We start from the raw sequence: 17,533 nt of genomic DNA, 5'->3' as shown, positions 1-17,533 counted from the left end.
TCTATAAGAGAATAGACAATATCTATTTGATACGAGTAAAACGCAGATTATTGCGCATCAGAATGCCTGATTCTCACTTGAATGTTCGAATATTTATATAGTTTTGATTTACCATAACATTACCACCAACCTCCATGAAAAAACACCATCAAACGTTTTTGCGTAGAACGCTCCTTTGTTCATTTTTTGTTATAGCACTTTATGGCTGTAGTAAAGATGAAAACACGAATGACCAGGCCCGAATGTTGCTGGGCGACGAGGTAACGGTTGGCGAAGGCACAGCCCGCTCCTTTATTTCTTTAGATAGCCAAGGTGATCCAGAACAAATTGGCTTTACCTTTACGGCCTCGACCTTGGAAAATCTACCAATGCACAGCGCCATGTTCGAAATACCTGTTCCCAAAGGGAACAACTCCATGGTCGATCATATCTCCTTTGATTTCAATGCACACGGGCATGAGCCTCCTGGGGTGTACGACGTTCCGCATTTTGACATTCATTTTTACAACATCAGCAAGGCCGAACGTGCGGTTATACAACCAAATACGGCTGCAATGGACCTCTTGCCTTCAGCAGAATATATCCCGAAAGACTATGCGCCTATTCCAGGTGGTGACGTCAACATGGGAAAACATTGGACCGATACTACAGGCAGCGAGTTTCATGGTAAACCGTTTGACAAGACCTTCATCTACGGTAGCTATAACGGTATGTTCATCTTTCATGAAGCCATGGTTGCCCTTAGCTATCTGCAAACCAAGCAGAATGTCACCATGCCTGTTAAGCAACAAGCAAAGGTGCAGGTAGGTGGCTACTATCCAGCTGCTTTTTCCATCACATTCGACGAGGCTAAGCAGCTTTACACGATTTCAATGGACAACCTGCAGCGCAGGATTGCACAGTAGTTAGCCGAACAGCAGATAAGCAAGTAATAAGGTTACCAGAATGTTGAATAACTGCGCAAGCAGAAATGCATATAGTGGTTTCTTATTGTCATGTTTAAAAAGGTCCTTGAAGTTTGTCTCCAGTCCGATGCTTGTAAAAGCCAAGGTGAACCAGGTATTTTGAAGGTTTTTCAAGCTGTCTTTCGCAGGCTTGATGACGTCCGGCGACAAGGCAAAGGAAAAAAGCAGTGAAGCTGCAACGAAGCCCAATACAAACTTTGGAAAGCGCTCCCAAATGACTTTTAGGGTTGGCTTTTCGACTGTACCCGAGGATTGGGAACTGCTGTTGTAGGTCCAATAGATGCTGATCGCGAAAGCAGCCATTCCGAGCAGCACGTTTTGAGAAAACTTCACAATTGTGCTGATCTTCAACGCTTCTTCACCGACCAGGGTGCCCGATGCCACTACCGCCCCGGTCGTATCTATACTACCGCCCAGCCAGGCACCTGTTACTTGCTGGGAAAGCGACAGATAAGAAGCAATATAGGGCATGAAGATCATCATGGGGATTGCGGTGATAAGCACCATTGAGATCACGTAGGATAATTTCTTTGGATCGCCTTTTATGGCTCCGGATGTGGCGATCGCAGCGGAGACACCGCAAATTGATACCGCGCTGGATATCATCATGGTCAGTTCTTCATCTACCTTTAGCTTTTTACATAGCCAAAAAGCGAAATACCAAACGGAGAGGACAACAACCAACGCTTGAATGAGCCCCAATGAACCCGCCTTTAAGATATCAGAAAAGATGACGCCGGTACCTAATAGTACCAGACCAATTTTTACGAATAGCTCCGTAGATAGCGTGTCTTTGAACCATTGTGGCAGTTTAAACAGGTTTCCAATGGCGAGGCCGATAGCAAGACTAAAGATGACTGCTTCCAGATTAAGCGTTTTTACAAAAGCATTGCCGGTGAAGATCAGCGCTACAATGGTGATGAGGAATACCAAAGGGAATCCCATGGTAAAGCGACTTATAGATTTGCCGAGCAGCATGGTCCCAATGATCCCTACCACTAGTAGAAAGACAAATTGTATTCCGATGATGCCGAGGTTGGCCGCTGAAAGAACATTGTCGGTTAAAGAAGCAGCACTTTCCCACTTGAACGCGGGTACCGGAATGATGTAAAGGAATAAGGAGCAAAGGATCACAAGAAATCCGAGGATAACAACAACCCAGTCCTCGTGTAAGGATAAACGTTTAGTAGAGCTTTCAGGCATAGATTTAAAATTTAATCCGCCAAGCACATTGAACTTGACGCAGCTTTTAAAAATAAAGGGAAAAATTGTAAATCATGCCTTATTTGGGAATTGTAATATAAAAGGTACTGCCGGCATCAACCTGACTTTCGAACGAAATCTTGCCACCATGCAGCTCAACAATGGTTTTTATGATAGACATACCCAAGCCTACCGGCTTTTCTCCTTTAAGGCCCGTACGACGTGCAGGTGTAAACTTTTCAAACAATACGTCGTGAAACTCCGGAGGGATTCCAATGCCGTTATCTCGAACGGTGACCAACACACTCTTCTCCTTTTCGGTAATATCAACCTCAATCATTCCATTGTCGTAGGTGAATTTGATGGCGTTGGAGATCAGGTTGTTGAACACTTGCATAAGCTTGAGGGTATCAAACTGCAGATATATCTTTTTTGCGCTGCTGCTGATCTTGAATTGCTTCAAAATAATATCGGAAGACTTTCTATAATTTTCAATGACATCGGTGATGCCAAACACAATGTCCGCGCGCTCCTTTCGCAGGTCCACCTGGGTCGATTCCAAAAACTCCTGATTTACGAGGTCTCTGATCAGACTAATGTTTCTCTCGCAAAGCTTTTGTATGACCTGCAGATAATTTTCTATAGCATCTTCTGGTGTATTCTTGGCATGCTGCTGAATCGCCTGGGCCATCATGTTAATCATGCCCAATGGTGTTTTCAAGTCATGGGCCAATACTTCAAGTGTTGAATTCTTCCGCGCATTGATTTTCTCTGCGTAGAGGATATTCGATTTGATTATGGTAATGTCCGTGGCAATGCCAACAAAAAGCTGTTGCTGCGCAGGGTTGCTTAGCGGCAGGACTTTTAGCAAAATATATTTTTTAGTTTGTTCGTCCAGCAAAATCCTAAACTCGATACTTCCGGTTTTTCTAGTTGAATAAATTTGCGATAGAAACTCGAGCACATAAGCTTTATCTTCCGGGTGTATGCTGTCTAACAATAAGGAGGGCTTGTCATAATATGCTGATGCCGGCTTGCTCCAGATCTTCTGAAAAGCAGCACCTATGTATTCCAGTTTATCTGCCTTCGCATTATAGATCAGGTACAAATCTTCTGAAAGTTCAGCAATCTGTTCTATGCTGATAACGTTATTTTCATTAACCTCCATGGTCACTCAATTTTATGTTCGACAAAAAACACCTTTCAGTTGGCTGTAGATAACCTGCATAATGCTTTTTTGAATAAATTTGGCATCCAACAGCATTAAGCAAATCTAAAAAACGCGTCAAACAATGACCACACTAATCAGACCAATTGAACCGAAGGACGACCAGCAGATTGCAGCCCTTATCAGAAAGGTACTTACAGAATTCAAGCGAAATCAACCTGGCACGGTATTCACTGACCCAACAACAGATCAACTTCATCATTTGTTTACTACCGGGGGTTCTTCATACTGGATTGCCTGCAATGATGAGCAGGTTCTTGGTGGATGCGGTATTTATCCCACAGCAGGACTTCCGGAAGGTTGTGCAGAGCTGGTGAAATTTTATCTTGACCCTGCAGCCCGGGGACTTGGATTAGGTAAGCTTTTGCTTGAAAAGAGCTTTGAAGCGGCTAAGGCTGCGGGTTTCACGCAACTGTACCTGGAAAGTTTCCCTGAATTCACAACAGCTATTGCATTGTATGAACGATATGGTTTTAAGCACATTGATGCTGCACTCGGAAACTCCGGACATTATGCCTGCAATGTCTGGATGCTGAAAGATCTTTGATCAGACCTTTATCGTTTTCCAACGGCCTCGTTTAAACAAAAAGTAACCTGCAATACAGATCGCTGTTTCAGCAACTGGAACTGCAATGAATACACCTGTCGGCCCGAATTCAAAGAGCTTTGCAAGTAAATAGGCTAATGGAATTTGAAATAACCAGAATCCAAAGAAGTTGATCCATGTAGGTGTCCAGGTGTCGCCGGCACCGTTGAACGCATTAACCAGCACCATGCCAATCCCATAGAAAACATAGCCCAGACTCATGATGTAGGTAGCTTCAACTGCAATCTCCTGTATCAGCGCATCTTCTGTAAAGAATCCAATGATCTTAGGGCCGAAGACATAAGTGATGAACATTACAAAAGACATAAAACAGATACTGAAGATTGCCGTTTGTCGTACCGATTGTTCCGCTCGGTCAATGTTCTTGGCACCAAGATTCTGTCCCACCAGTGTCGAAGCTGCATTACTCAGCCCCCATGCCGGCAGCATAAAAAACATCATGATACGCAAAGCCGTTTGATAACCCGCAGAACCATGATCCCCTCCTGTTGTTGCAACAAGCTGTGCAAGAAAGATCCAGCTGCAGGAAGCAATCACAAATTGCAGGATTGCCGGCGCAGCGATCTTCACCAGGGTGACAATCTGTTGCAGATCAGGCTTGAGGTAAGCGAGCTTCATCTTAAGCACGCCATTTCCTTGCATAAGGCTGTAAAGTTGGTAGATTACGCCAAGGCTGCGCCCGATGGTTGTTGCAATAGCGGCGCCGGTTAGGCCAAACGCTGGAACCGGGCCGAATCCGTTGATAAAGATCGGACACAATATTATATTTGAGATGTTAGCAATCCATAGACTCCGCATGGCTATTGCAGCATTCCCCGCCCCTCTGAAAATTCCGTTGATCAGAAATAGCAAGACAATGATCAGGCTTCCAGCCATCATAATCTGGATGAAAGGCTCTCCTGCTTCAGCAGTACTGGTTGAAGCACCCATCAATATCAGGATATCCTTGCCATAAAGGAAGCCGAAAATACTGATGAACATATTAATCATGAAAGCCACAATGATGGCCTGCATCCCAGCCTTTGCTGCAAGTTGGGGGTTCTTTTCGCCAATGCGCCGGGCCACAACCGCAGTCGCGGCCATGCTCAGTCCTATCGCCAGGGCATAGATAATGCTCAAGACAGATTCTGTTAGCCCGACAACTTGAATGGCCACGCTGCTATTTGGAAGATGTCCAACAAAATATAGGTCTACCAGTGCAAAAACCGATTCCAGTACCATTTCCAGGATCATCGGGATGGCGAGCAGAATAACCGCTTTCCTGATGCTCCCTTGAGTGTAATCAAATGCATCGCCTTTGATGGACTGCTTGATAAGTTGTAATAATGAGCTTCGCTCCTGATTTATGTTGGTATTAGTTCCGATCATTGCCTTAATAGTGTTGGAATATAATATTGTTTTCTGAAGGTTTTATAGGATATTATCTATATTTAAAAAACTAACCTGAAATATAAACCATGACAAACAGACGTTCGTTTCTCAAAACTTCGGCGCTCCTGACCGCAGGAATACTCGCCGCACCTAATCTTTATGCCTTTGACAAAAAGTACGTTGGCCTGCAACTCTTCACCATTCGCGAGGCAATGGCGAAGGATCCGAAAGCTGCATTAGCAAAGGTAGCAAGCCTCGGCTATAATGCAGTAGAAGGCGCAACATATACGGGCACACAGTTGTTTTACAACATGTCGGGCGTGGAATATGCAAAGACTTTAAAAGATAATGGCCTTATTTCTCCGAGCAGTCATTACATGCTTGGGGAGTCCATGGATGCAAAAGGTACGATTACGAACGGCTGGGAGAAAGCTGTTGATGATGCCGCGGCGATTGGGACAAAATACATGGTATGTGCATATCTGCTAGATCCGGAGCGTGGTAATCTAGACCATTATAAAGCGACCGCTGAGAAATTCAATAAAGCTGCAGAAGTATGCAAGAAAGCAGGCATCCAGTTTTGTTACCATAACCATGATTTCGAATTTGAGGCCCAGAATGGGAAATATCCCTTTGATGTGTTACTTGAAAACACAGACAAAGATCTCGTAAAATTTGAGCTTGACCTTTATTGGGCAAGTAGAGCAAATCAGGATCCTATTAAGTTGTTTAACCGCTATCCAGGACGTTTCCCGTTATGGCATGTAAAAGACATGGATAAATCTACTGCTAAAAACATCACTGAAGTAGGTAACGGATCGATCGATTTCAAGAGAATTTTCGCACAGTCTAAGAAGGCCGGTTTAGACTACTTTTTTGTGGAACAGGACATTTGCCCGGGAGATCCATTTGATTCAATTTCACAAAGTATCTCTTACCTTAAAAAGAATCTGATATAAACTTTTACAACATTCATTAAGCGAGGCTGCCGAATCAGGCAGCCTCGCTTTTTCTTAGGGAGATACTACTGCAGCTTGGGAATGACATGTTTCCCGAAGTCTTCTATAAAGGTTTGTTGATTCTTATTAACGTTATGCAGAATCAATGTTTCAAAACCCATGCTTTTGTAGCTTCTTAAGATTTCGAGGTGTTCTTCCAAGTTTGCAGAAATATGTACAGCTTCATGCATGTCCTCAGGTCTTACATATTTCGCTGCAGCTTCAAACTGTTCTACAGTTGTCAGGTCTGACAGTAAGGAACTCTCAAATATATTGGTCTTCCATTGCTCAAAAGCCCCTTGCAAAGCTAGATCGCTATCGGTGTCATAGGAAAGCTGCACTTTTATCGAGATCGGCTTGCCTGCTCCTCCACCGGAACGAAAAGCAGCGACAATCTCCTTTAATTTTTCCATAGGTTTATTAATGGTCACCAAGCCATCAGCCCAGCTACCTAACCAGGCGGCGGTTTCAGGCGTTACTGCGGCACCGATAAATTTTGGTTTCACTTTGGGCAGGGTGTATAGTTTTGCCTTTTGCACCTTTATGTGACCAGAATAATCAACAAGCTCACCGTTGAGCAATTTTACAATTACATCATGGCATTCTTTAAGACGTTCATTGCGTTGTGCTTTTGCCGGCCAGGGTTCAGCACTGAAGTACTCGTTTATGGCCTCACCGCTTCCCAGGGAAATCGAAAGGCGGTCTGGAAACATCTCCGCTAAGGTTGCTGCCGCCTGTGCAACCATTACCGGATGGTATCGTTGACCAGGAGCACACACCATCCCTATGGGTAGTGTTGTTGCTTGCATTGCTGCACCAATCCAAGAAAAGGTGAAGCCACTTTCACCCTGTGCAGAATTCCAGGGCTGGAAGTGATCAGAGCTGTGCAGGGCGCTGAATCCTGCCTTTTCTGCCAGCACAGCAAGTTCTAAAAGTAGCGATGGTGGGAATTGCTCATGCGAAGCATGATATGCGATCTTGAAGTTGTTCATAAGGATGTTTTGCTAATGGCCACATTAAAACCCAGATAAGGTGATAATGTTTAGGGATTTAGCATCGAAATGACGTTGAATAACCAGTAGGATATTGAGGTTGATCTTGCAAACAAGGCGTGACTCGAACTGTTATAAGGAAACATCTAAATCTATCCTATGAATAATGAGCATAAAATTAGCCGCCGCCAGGTTGTTGGCGGCATCGGAGCAGGACTGGCTGCAGTAGCCGTATCGCCGGTGTTTGGCGCTTCCACGAACAATGGTTCCGACACAAGCCAACAGATCCAGGACCCAAGAAACAAATATCCTAAGCCGCCTTTTAAAGGGCAGTCACAGCCTTGGCCTGGGCTCGCCGGCCAAATGGATCCTAAACCTGACCATGGTGAAAACAGTTACAAAGGCTCAGGCCGGTTAAAAGGGCGTAAAGCTTTGATCACCGGTGGTGATTCGGGCATGGGACGCGCTGCGGCTATCGCTTATGCGCGTGAAGGTGCAGATGTGGCCATCAACTATTTGCCTGATGAAGAGCCTGATGCAAGGGAAGTAATTAAGTTGATCACCGCCGCAGGCCGTAAAGGCGTTGCCATTCCGGGTGATATACGCGATGAGTCTTTCTGCAGCAAGTTAGTTAACGAAGCGGTGCGTGCACTCGGTGGCTTGGATATTCTGGTCAGCAACGCCGCAAGACAACAGACGCATGAGTCCATTCTGGATATTTCCACTGAACAGTTTGACTGGACCATGAAGACAAACATCTACGCGCCTTTTTGGATCATTAAGGCTGCATTGCCACACCTGAAGCCTGGGTCTGTAATCATTGGAACAACATCAGAACAGGCTACAGATCCATCTGCAGAGTTGTACGATTATGCACAAACCAAAGCAGCAACCACAAGTTTTGTCAGGTCGTTGGCAAAACAACTTGCCCCGAAAGGTATCCGGGTGAATGGCGTTGCCCCAGGTCCGATCTGGACACCGCTGCAGGTGAGCGGTGGTGCCACTCAGGAAAAGCTGAAGAGCTTTGGTGGTGACACGCCACTTGGCAGGCCCGGCCAACCAGTGGAGCTCGCATCCATATACGTGCAACTTGCAGCAGAAGATGCAAGTTATGCTACTGGCCAGATTTATGGAGCAACCGGTGGTGCGGGACAACCTTAGCAGCATATTAGTTTATCATTCCATACCGGTTTATTGCTAAACCGGTATACAAAATACAAGCCTCCTGTGCTAGCATCATGCTGTGCAGGGCTTGTATAGAGCAGGTTTTCAGGATCAAAGTGAGAAATTTCTATGAAAATGCACAGTTTTCGCGCAGTATGTTGTGTATACAACGTTTTTGTAAAGGCCTATTTTTGTAGTTTGAAACTTTAATCCATGAAAAAAAATTTTAAACGCTTCGCTTATTTACTGCTCTTCGTTGCCGTTTCGGCCAGCTGTAAGAAGGACAAACCTACACCGGATCCAATACCTCAACCAGGTCCCGAGCCCGCACCAGTAGAAACCAACTATGTATCTGCTGCACCTATTAAAAACTTTACAAGTGTCGACTTGAAAGCAAGAGCTGCTCAATTTGGTTTTAAGAAAACTGCGGAAGATTTCAAGTATGATGTAGACTACGTTAAGCTTGTGTACAAAACCACCTACAAAGGAAAAGTGGTGAATGCAAGTGGACTATTAGGTATTCCTAAAAACACGCCGACTGCACCTTCTATTATCAGTGCACAACATGGTACCATTTTCGTTGATGATGCTGCTCCAACCAACATGGCCAACAATCAAGAAGCTTTCTCAGGACATGTCCTATTAGCATCTGCTGGTTTTATCACTGCTGTACCGGATTATATCGGTTATGGTGATACTAAAGATTTGCAGCACCCTTACTACGATCAGGAATATGCTGCAACTGCAGTCCTTGACATGCTTAAAGCAACAAAAGCATATTTGGCTAAGGAAAAAATTGCGACAAGCAACAGATTATTCCTAACCGGATATTCAGAAGGTGGTTATATTACCATGGCTGCACAGAAGGAAATTGAAGGCAATGCTGCTCATGGCTTAACCCTTACAGCAGTTTCAGCTGGTGCAGGTGCTTATGACTTGCCGGAAATGCTGAACAAGGTAGCAAATGCTTCATCTTACGATGAGCCAGGTTTCTTGGCAACCCTGTTGATTTCATACAATTCACTTTATGAATGGAACCGTCCATTAACAGATTTCTATAAGGAGCCATATGCTTCAAGGTTGCCAGGTTTGTTGGATGGCACGAAAAATCGTGGAGACATCAACAAGGGTTTAGATAAGAGTACTGCTAAGTTGTTTAACAACACGTTCTTTGCGAACCTGCAAAAAAGTGGCGAAGAAACTAAACTGAAAGAAGCCTTAGACCGCAACAGTTTTAACAACTGGACACCTAAAACACAATTGAAGATGTTTCATGGTACAAAGGATGAAGCGGTTTTTATCTCGACTTCGAAAAAAACATATGATAGATTTTTAGAAGCTGGTGCAAAGGTCGACTTCAAGCAAGTTCAGGGAACTACCCACCAGGGAACTTTCATGCCAATGCTTGATGAAACCCTTGAATGGTTCTTACAATTAGATAAATAAGTTTAACACAATAAGCGGCTATTCAGCCGCTTTGTAAATAGGTAAAGTGAACCAGAACTGGCTTCCTTTACCTATTTCGCTTTTAACACCAATTTCGCCTTGATGGCGTTCCACTATTTCTGCGCTCAGGTACAATCCTATTCCGAATCCTGCAATGTGCTTGGTATTCTCAGCCCGGTAGAAACGTTCGAACAAACGTTTCGTGTCTTCGACACTGATACCAGAACCTTGATCCGTAACCTTGATGGTGGCTACCCCTCCTTCAATTCTACAGATTACTTCTATTTTTGAATATACTGGTGAGTATTTAGCCGCATTGCTTAAAAAGTTGCAGATCACGTTACTAATCTTTTCCCGATCTGCATTTACCATAACCTGTTCACAGGGGTGCAAAATGATCTCATGGTTGGCAATCAGTACATGATGTTCTTCAATAACTTCCATAACCAACTCATCTAGATTAAACACTTCTTTTTCCAGGTATATTTTTCCAGATTCCAGCCTGGATAGGTTTAAGAAACCATTTACCAGGGCATTCATCTTGTCCAGCTGTCGATCTAACTTCTCCAGAATCTTGATTGTAAATGCATCATGATTTATGATGGTATTTCTATGTAGAATCTGGATGTAACCTTTAAAGGACGTAAGCGGTGTCTTGAGCTCATGGCTCACCATGCCGATAAAGTCGTTTTTTCTGATTTCGTCCTTTTTCTGTTCAGTAATGTCGAAGCTCACGACCCCCATCTTTATTGGCTCGCCCAGGTAGTTGTACCGTGCTTTCCCGGCGGCCCTGACCCAGTGTTTAGAGCCATCTGGCCATTGAATCGGATACTCGGCATGATAAACAGCATGGTCCTCGATGGCTTCTGTTAATTGTCGCTGTACATAATCTTTAAATTCGGGCGATATTGCGTCGAGCAGGTCTTTGAATGTGAAAGGATCATTGATATCAAGGCCATAGTTCAGCTTACATTGATCTGAGCTGCTCAGCTCCATAGTTTTTAAATCCAGATCATAGGAACCCAGTTTGGCAGCATGAAGTGCGATCTCAAAGCCCTCTTGAGCTTCTGCAAGTGCAATCCTGTCCCGCACCTCCGCAGTAACATCCTCGATGATCCCACTAAAGCGATAAGGTTGCTGATACTCGTTGAATATGGCCTTCCCCTTCGCACGGACAATCCGTGGATGCGTTTGCCGGCGTCCTAAAATAGAGAACTGAATTTCAAACTTCCCATCAGATCCATAGCTTAGCGCTTCATTTACGGCCTTCAATACCCGTTCACGATCTTTTTCTACAATAACCTGCATAGCGTTTGAAAAATCTATCTCATTTAGACTTTGCAGGCCTATCCAGGATCTGAGTCGCTCATTTCCACTGAACTTCATGGATTGCGGGTCTATATCCCAGGTTCCTAGCTGTGCGGCATCTATGGCAAAGTTTAACTGATCCCTGCTATCTGAAAGGCTTTCATTGAGCTTGATGACATGTTCGGTTGATTGCAGTAATTCTTCATTCGCACAGGTAAGTTCTTCAACCGTTGCTTCGAGTTCCTCGTTTGCTGCGGCGAGTTCTTCATTTAACGCCTGTTCGCGGGCTTCTGACTCCCGGATGCTCATCTCCGTATTGTACCTGTCGGTTACGTCTGTAGCCGTATTTAAAACGCAGTAGGTTTCACCCTGCTGGTTTTTTATGGCCTTGTACATAAAGTCGAAGTAGAAAAGCTGAGCGGTGCCATCTACCACGAGCGTGGCGGGGAAATTTACAGTTTTGAAGGTTTCTCCGGTGTGCAGTACGTTTCGATAAATCTCCAAAAAGGGTTGATCTTGCAGTTCCGGCAGCGCTTCTTCCATGGTTTTACCAATAACATCCTTGTCTTTCCCCCAAAGATTGATCATAGCATCGTTTGCTGCCTGAATGATCATATCTTCGGAACTATAAATAGCGGTGGCAGTTCCTGAAAGCGAAATTATCTGGAGCACATGGCTACTCGCGTATGCGTTTTGATTACTGAACATTCTTTAGTCTTTAATTCAAAGATAAAAAAAATGAACAATAGACAATTTGTGCCGGTTATGATGATCCACAAAGGCTTAAGCCCCGTTCAAAATACTAATCGTTTTCGAGTCAGGTACGCCCAGAAAGAATTTATCCAGAACCTGCTGAAACACAGGGGCAGTCCCGGGAACTTGACTGAACAAGGTCATTGATGATCTTAATTTAAGATCATCAGGGCTACCAAAAATTGCCCTGGCATCATTTCCCGCCGAGCTAAGTAACACTTTTGTGATCTCAATTAATCGCCTTCCGAGTACAGGATGTTGCAGGTATGCTTCAGCTTCTTTTAGATCTTTGATTGCGTAGTAGCTTGACATAGCACTGAACCCCAATCCACTGATCTGGGGGAAGATGTTCCACATCCAGTGGCTTCGTTTATGACCGGCATTGAGCTCTTCAAGCGCAAGGCTGTAGTCCTGCTCCTGGGCATCTAGAAAGCGAATTATTCCTTCGTTGTTCGACATAGATCAAGATTAGGTTTACCAGTAAAAGTACTCTCCAATTAGGAGAAGTATATGAGGAACCATTATTATTAATGCGGAGCATTATGATCCAGACACTAATGGAAGCCTTGTTCTTTCAAAATAGTTCGACCTCTAGGTGCACAACGCAAATCCCTGTACAAAAGTGTTTATAAAAGGTACACGAAAATGCAATACGGACAGCGGCTATCGTCTGAGAATCCAGGCCTCTGGATTCAATGGTGTTACAACTCTCCAGATCTGGAAATCGAGTTCCGAAACGCCATCTTTAGTAGCAACTGATCCAATCTGTTGTCTGGTGGTTACGGTCTCTCCTTCCTTCACCGTAGGATTTCTTACGTTCTGATAGATGGTGCGGTACTCTCCATGGCTGATTAAAAGCGTATAGGTACCCATTGATGGGATGATTCTGGAAACTTTACCATTGAACACTGCTTGAACAGCGGCTCCTTCCTGCGTGGCTATCTTGATGCCTGTTTGGTCGTACTTTGCCTGCCCTACGGTGTGTATTCCGAAGTGCTCTGTAACCGCGCCCACGTCTAATGGCCATGGCAGTGAGCCGCGATTGCTCTCGAAATCGGCCGACAGCTTGGCTGCACGCGGTGTAGCATTAAGATATTCGGCATTTGTTTTTGTAGCTGTTGCGGGTGCTTCCCGGTTTTCGGCCTTCGCTTTGGCTGCTGCAGCCAGCTCTTCAGCTTCTGCCTTACGCCTTGCGTCTTCAATGTCTTTCAAAATTGCCGCTCTAATGGCCCGATCAAGCGCAGCTTGCTGGCGCTTCCGCGCTGCGATATCACCTGCAAATCTCCGTTCTTCCTTCTTGTACTGATTCAGTACCGCCGCTTGCTGCGATTTATTCTTCCCGAGTTTTTCACGTTCTATTTCCTGCTCTTTAAGCAGTTCGCTTTTTTGTTTCAAACTCTTGTCCAGGTCAGCAAGCTTTACATTAAGATTCTGCTCCGTGCCCATGATGTAGTTTGCCTGCTTCATCCGGTACTTACTGAACTGCTGGAGATACTTAACACGTTTGTAGGCTTGGTTGAAGCCCTCGGATGCAAAAATGAACATCATTTTATCATAAGAATTCCTGTTGCGTTGCGCGAATCGAATCATACTGGCGTATTCTGTCTTCAATTGTGCAAGTTGGTCGCGAAGGGAAAGCACCATGTTTGTGTTTTCATGGATCTGACCGTCAAGATTCTTGATCTCGGTGTTAATTACACCTATCTTGTTTTGCATCAAGGCTATTTTAGCATTGATGGCTCGAATTTCTGCTAATGTCAGCTTTCTGCTGGTTGCAGTTTTATTTAAATTACGCTGCAACAACTCAATTTCTCTTTGAAGCGCTTCTTTCTTGCTTCGTAGCTGGCTGCTGCTTTGCGCGAACACTGAAGTTGATAGAAATATTAGAATCAGGAGCGCGAATAGTTTGTTGATGTTCATTTATCGAGTAAAGTGGAACTTTTTTATTTCTTAAAGATTGGAATTCAAAATGATTTTTCAAGGATTTAAAGCAATAATCTTCACTATAGGTGCTGCGCGATCACGAAACCGCTGGCCCAGGCCCATTGGAAATTATATCCGCCCAGCCATCCGGTGACATCTACACACTCACCTCCGAAGTACAGTCCTGGCACCTTTTTACACTCCAGGCTTTTCGATGAAAGTTCCGCGGTGTCTATACCACCCCGCATCACTTCTGCCTTGTCATAACCTTTGTCTCCTGCTGGTTTAACAACAAACTGATGTATAGTCCGGTGTATTTCAGCAATTTCTACTTTGGTAAGAGCAGCAACAGGTTTATTCAGCGGCAGGTACTTACCAAGGGCCTCCGTCAGCTTTTTGGTATATAACCGGTTCAGCAAGGTAGAAAGCAGGGTTTTCCCTTGTTGATTGCGTTCCTGTTCGATCAGGGTGGATATATTTTCGTGTGGCAGGAGATTTATATTGATGGTCTGGCCTGGTCGCCAGAACGAGGAAATTTGCAGGATTGATGGTCCACTAAGTCCCCAATGGGTAAAGAGTATGTTCTCTTCAAAGCTAATTTCTGCATTGCTAACCTCACAAAAAACCGAATTTCCGGCAAGTTGCGCATACCATTCTTCATCCTTCCCAGTGATGGTAAGTGGCACGAGCGCGGGTGCAGTTTCCACCACATTGATCTGGTGCTTTCTGGCAAGGCGCAGGGCGAAGTCGGTTGCACCCATTTTTGGGATGGGCAGCCCCCCTGTAGCGATAACCACTTTCGAGGCCCGTAACACATGCGTTGCGGAATGCTGATGATATTCGACTTCAAAACCATCTTCCACCTTGCGAACAGAATCGACCTCCGCATTGCAGCGAATCTCTTGCCCAAGGTCCTGGCACAAATCTACAAACATTGCAACTACATCCTTTGCATTCTTTCCATCCGGAAACAGTTGGCCTAGCGTTTTCTCCTTTCCAGTAATTCCATTTACCTCAAAGAAGCTAATGGTGTCGTAAACGGTCCATTGATTAAAAGCAGATTTGGCAAAATGTTTATTACCGGAGATAAACTGTTCCGTGGAACTTAACAGGTTGGTATAGTTACAGCGTCCACCGCCGGAGATTAAAATTTTAGCGCCTGGTTTAGCACCTTTTTCAAGTATAATCACCTTTTTTCCAAGGTATCCAGCCTGTACAGCGCACATCAATCCACAAGCTCCGGCACCAATTATTATAGCATCTACCTCCATCAATCCGTTTTATATTGTATTTTTGTCTCAAAATTAAGCATTACTTTCATATCGATATGGCAAAACAGATTAGTGATTTAAAATTAGGCATATTGGGCGGCGGCCAGCTTGGCCGGATGATGATCCAGGAGGCGATAAACTATAATGTCACCACGCTTGTACTTGATCCTGATGCAGATGCCCCTTGCAAACACATCTGTAACCACTTTACCCATGGTTCCATATCCGACTATGATTCCGTATACAACTTTGGTAAAAAGGCCGATATCATAACCATTGAGATCGAAAAAGTAAATATTGAAGCCCTCGAGCAACTAGAAAAAGAAGGTAAATTAGTATTCCCACAAGCGAGGGTAATTCGGTTAATTCAGGATAAAGGTGTTCAGAAGCAATTTTTCAAGGAAAACGACATTCCAACTGCACCTTTTCAGCTGGTAAGCAACAAAAAGGAGCTCATCAACCCAAATTTCCCATTCCCTTACATGCTTAAGCAACGCAAAGATGGCTATGATGGTAAAGGCGTAATGAAGATGGAATCTCCTGCTGATATAGATGCCGCGTTTGACAGTCCTTCCTTGATTGAAGAACTTGTGGACTTTGAAAAAGAAGTTGCCATTATTGTTGCTCGGAACAGCGATGGAGAGATGAAGACTTTCCCAATGGTAGAAATGGAGTTCAATGCTGAAGCAAATCTGGTGGAATTCCTGATCAGTCCTTCTACCTATCCAGAAGATTTGCAGCTGAAGGCTGAAAACATAGCTAAAAATGTGGCCTTAGCACTAAACATTACAGGGATTTTAGCTGTCGAGATGTTTATCACTAAAGATGGGGAAATACTTGTTAATGAGCTTGCTCCACGTCCTCATAACAGTGGTCATCATAGCATTGAAGGCAACTTTGTTTCTCAATTTGAACAACATCTGCGGGCTATTTGTAATCTTCCTCTAGGCGACACCCGGTCACGAAGCAATGCGGTGATGATTAACCTGCTTGGTGAAAAAGGACATGATGGTGTGGCGGTTTATGAAGGGTTAGAGAAAATTATGGCGCTAGATGGTGTTTATGTCCACCTTTACGGAAAAAAATATACCAAGCCTTTTAGAAAAATGGGGCACGTTACCATAGTAGATCAAAATCGGGAACAAGCAATTGAAAAAGCAAACCTGGTTAAAAACACCTTAAAAGTTATATCCTAATGAGCGCAGTAGTTGGCATTATCATGGGCAGTAAGTCGGATTTAAACATCATGAACGACGCTGCTGAAATCATGAAAGCATTTGATGTGGAATTTGAAATCACCGTTGTATCGGCACACCGTACTCCGGAACGGATGTTTAACTATGCTAAAGAAGCTGCTGGCCGTGGCATTAAAGTAATTATCGCTGGAGCGGGTGGTGCGGCGCACTTGCCAGGTATGGTGGCATCCATTACCACCCTGCCAGTGATCGGTGTACCCGTGAAATCCTCTAATTCTATCGACGGCTGGGATTCCATTCTCTCCATTCTCCAGATGCCAAACGGTATACCGGTGGCTACCGTGGCGCTTAATGCAGCAAAGAACGCTGGATTATTGGCGGTGCAGATCCTCGCTACCGGAAATCCAGAACTTGGAACACGTATGCAGGCCTACAAAGATGAACTTCGCACCGTCGTAGAAGCATCTGCAGCCGAACTGGAAAACAGCACCAATTGATAAAATAGCATCTGCTGAGAGGGCAGCCCTAATTAAGATTGGGATTTTGCGGGAAATTAACGACATGGGCATATTTGGGGCCCAGGTTTACTATTACATCACGCCAGACTTCCTCTTCATTGCCACTGAACAGAACATCTGCATCGTACTTATCTGAGACTATCCAGGTGTTCTGACTTATTTCTTCCAGCAGTTGGGCCTCGGCCCAGCCAGAATAGCCGATAAAGAACTTCACCTCGTGTTGACTGAGCATATTTCCAGCTAAGAGGACCTTCAGCGTTTCAAAATTACCTCCCCAATAGATTCCTGGTGCGATGAGTTCGCCATCGTTCATCTTTTCATAAGCACGATGAATAAAGTGTATGGTATCATTTGCGACCGGCCCTCCTACATAGATTGGAAAATCTGCGTGTTCGAACTCCGGGATCAAATCACTTAGCATCAAATTACTACGTTGGTTGAGTACGAAGCCTATGCTGGCTTCCGGTGCATGTTCTGCAAGCAAAATTACAGATCGTTTGAAGTTTGGGTCGTTTAGAAATGGCTCAGAAATCAAGAGGCGACCAGTTTCAGGCATTATAGGACTTAACATTTGGCAGGATTAGTGGTAA

Annotated in this window: 16 protein-coding genes; 7 read left to right on the top strand and 9 right to left on the bottom strand. The window is 44.4% G+C overall.

The window, feature by feature from the left end:
- The first annotated feature begins 134 nt into the window (after positions 1-134).
- Positions 135-905, top strand: coding sequence for a DUF5602 domain-containing protein (locus ACTHQF_RS07305; RefSeq protein ID WP_440429376.1), 771 nt, complete (start codon positions 135-137; stop codon positions 903-905).
- On the opposite strand, the gene ACTHQF_RS07300 is transcribed toward ACTHQF_RS07305, so the two are convergent.
- The gene (locus tag ACTHQF_RS07300; RefSeq protein ID WP_440429375.1) at positions 906-2,168 is read right to left on the bottom strand and encodes a YeiH family protein; all 1,263 of its coding nucleotides are present in this window, start codon (positions 2,166-2,168) and stop codon (positions 906-908) included. It lies immediately after the preceding gene.
- Positions 2,169-2,247: 79 nt separating this feature from the next.
- Positions 2,248-3,336 (bottom strand): ATP-binding protein, encoded by a 1,089-nt coding sequence (locus tag ACTHQF_RS07295; RefSeq protein ID WP_440429374.1) that lies wholly within the window; start codon positions 3,334-3,336, stop codon positions 2,248-2,250.
- Positions 3,337-3,460: 124 nt separating this feature from the next.
- Between ACTHQF_RS07295 and ACTHQF_RS07290 the strand changes: the two genes are divergently transcribed.
- Positions 3,461-3,943, top strand: a complete 483-nt coding sequence (locus tag ACTHQF_RS07290) for a GNAT family N-acetyltransferase (protein ID WP_440429372.1) — start codon at positions 3,461-3,463, stop codon at positions 3,941-3,943.
- Here the strand turns inward: ACTHQF_RS07290 and ACTHQF_RS07285 are convergent, their stop codons facing one another.
- Positions 3,944-5,371 carry an MATE family efflux transporter gene (locus ACTHQF_RS07285; RefSeq protein ID WP_440429371.1) on the bottom strand — a complete coding sequence of 476 codons (1,428 nt, stop codon included), beginning with the start codon at positions 5,369-5,371 and terminating at the stop codon, positions 3,944-3,946. It abuts the gene before it with no gap.
- Positions 5,372-5,460: 89 nt separating this feature from the next.
- Here ACTHQF_RS07285 and ACTHQF_RS07280 point away from each other — a divergent pair, with 89 nt between their 5' ends.
- The gene (locus tag ACTHQF_RS07280) at positions 5,461-6,333 is read left to right on the top strand and encodes a sugar phosphate isomerase/epimerase family protein (RefSeq protein WP_440429369.1); all 873 of its coding nucleotides are present in this window, start codon (positions 5,461-5,463) and stop codon (positions 6,331-6,333) included.
- 65 nt (positions 6,334-6,398) lie between these two features.
- On the opposite strand, the gene ACTHQF_RS07275 is transcribed toward ACTHQF_RS07280, so the two are convergent.
- Positions 6,399-7,364 (bottom strand): TIGR03885 family FMN-dependent LLM class oxidoreductase, encoded by a 966-nt coding sequence (locus ACTHQF_RS07275; protein WP_440429368.1) that lies wholly within the window; start codon positions 7,362-7,364, stop codon positions 6,399-6,401.
- A gap of 159 nt (positions 7,365-7,523) precedes the next feature.
- Between ACTHQF_RS07275 and ACTHQF_RS07270 the strand changes: the two genes are divergently transcribed.
- Both ACTHQF_RS07270 and ACTHQF_RS07265 read left to right on the top strand, forming a co-directional pair.
- Positions 7,524-8,525, top strand: coding sequence for an SDR family oxidoreductase (locus tag ACTHQF_RS07270; protein WP_440429366.1), 1,002 nt, complete (start codon positions 7,524-7,526; stop codon positions 8,523-8,525).
- A 216-nt stretch (positions 8,526-8,741) separates the two neighbouring features.
- Positions 8,742-9,974 carry an alpha/beta hydrolase family protein gene (locus ACTHQF_RS07265; RefSeq protein WP_440429364.1) on the top strand — a complete coding sequence of 411 codons (1,233 nt, stop codon included), beginning with the start codon at positions 8,742-8,744 and terminating at the stop codon, positions 9,972-9,974.
- Positions 9,975-9,992: 18 nt separating this feature from the next.
- Here ACTHQF_RS07265 and ACTHQF_RS07260 read toward each other — a convergent pair whose 3' ends face one another.
- The 4 genes from ACTHQF_RS07260 to ACTHQF_RS07245 all read right to left on the bottom strand — a co-directional run bounded on the left by ACTHQF_RS07260 (position 9,993) and on the right by ACTHQF_RS07245 (position 15,229).
- Positions 9,993-11,990: a PAS domain-containing sensor histidine kinase gene (locus ACTHQF_RS07260; RefSeq protein ID WP_440429363.1), complete on the bottom strand. Its 1,998-nt coding sequence runs from the start codon at positions 11,988-11,990 to the stop codon at positions 9,993-9,995.
- Between the two features lie 75 nt (positions 11,991-12,065).
- On the bottom strand, positions 12,066-12,494 hold the full coding sequence (locus ACTHQF_RS07255; protein ID WP_440429361.1) for a DUF1810 domain-containing protein: 429 nt from the start codon (positions 12,492-12,494) through the stop codon (positions 12,066-12,068).
- Positions 12,495-12,698: 204 nt separating this feature from the next.
- Complete coding sequence (locus ACTHQF_RS07250) at positions 12,699-13,955, bottom strand: murein hydrolase activator EnvC family protein (protein ID WP_440429359.1); 1,257 nt, start codon at positions 13,953-13,955, stop codon at positions 12,699-12,701.
- 83 nt (positions 13,956-14,038) lie between these two features.
- Positions 14,039-15,229 (bottom strand): NAD(P)/FAD-dependent oxidoreductase, encoded by a 1,191-nt coding sequence (locus ACTHQF_RS07245; RefSeq protein ID WP_440429358.1) that lies wholly within the window; start codon positions 15,227-15,229, stop codon positions 14,039-14,041.
- Positions 15,230-15,285: 56 nt separating this feature from the next.
- Between ACTHQF_RS07245 and ACTHQF_RS07240 the strand changes: the two genes are divergently transcribed.
- Positions 15,286-16,425: a 5-(carboxyamino)imidazole ribonucleotide synthase gene (locus ACTHQF_RS07240; protein WP_440429357.1), complete on the top strand. Its 1,140-nt coding sequence runs from the start codon at positions 15,286-15,288 to the stop codon at positions 16,423-16,425.
- Positions 16,425-16,922, top strand: a complete 498-nt coding sequence (gene purE / locus ACTHQF_RS07235) for a 5-(carboxyamino)imidazole ribonucleotide mutase (protein WP_440429356.1) — start codon at positions 16,425-16,427, stop codon at positions 16,920-16,922. The genes ACTHQF_RS07240 and purE overlap by 1 nt, the downstream gene beginning before the upstream one ends.
- Before the next feature lie 28 nt (positions 16,923-16,950).
- Here the strand turns inward: purE and ACTHQF_RS07230 are convergent, their stop codons facing one another.
- Positions 16,951-17,514, bottom strand: coding sequence for a YqgE/AlgH family protein (locus ACTHQF_RS07230; protein WP_440429354.1), 564 nt, complete (start codon positions 17,512-17,514; stop codon positions 16,951-16,953).
- Between the last annotated feature and the right edge of the window lie 19 nt (positions 17,515-17,533).

It is taken from the genome of Pedobacter sp. SAFR-022 (assembly GCF_051965375.1).
Lineage (GTDB): Bacteria > Bacteroidota > Bacteroidia > Sphingobacteriales > Sphingobacteriaceae > Pedobacter.
Note: the sequence above shows the minus strand (reverse complement) of the source record. Positions and strands in the feature narration are given on the sequence as shown.